Here is a 332-nt window from a genome sequence, read left to right on the forward strand (position 1 = left end):
GGTCAGGCCGGTCAGCTGGTTCGAATTCATCGCGGCAAACTGCGCGCTCTTCAGGGCGACCACGTCTTCGGTGGTCAGCGCGCCGATCTGGTTGCTGGTCAGCGCGGCGATCACCGAGGTTTTCAGGGCGGCCACGTCGGCAGTTTCCAGATGGGCGATCTGCTCGGTGCTCAGGCCCAGTACTTGCGAGCTGGTCAGCGCGGCGGCTTGCGCGGTGGTCAGCGAAGCCAGTTGCTCGGTGGTCAGTGCTTTGACCTGATCGCTGCCCAGTGCGGCAACGGTCGCGGTTTTCAGCGCGGCGAAGTCTTCGGTTTCCAGTGCTTTCAGCTGGT

Annotated in this window: 1 protein-coding gene; it reads right to left on the reverse strand. The window is 63.9% G+C overall.

Annotated features, from left to right (window positions below; all coding sequences use genetic code 11):
• On the reverse strand, positions 1–332 hold a 332-nt coding region (locus KW842_RS27225), incomplete at both ends, for a hypothetical protein (RefSeq protein WP_218307311.1).

This window comes from Duganella sp. sic0402 (genome assembly GCF_019219065.1).
Classification (GTDB): domain Bacteria; phylum Pseudomonadota; class Gammaproteobacteria; order Burkholderiales; family Burkholderiaceae_D; genus Rugamonas.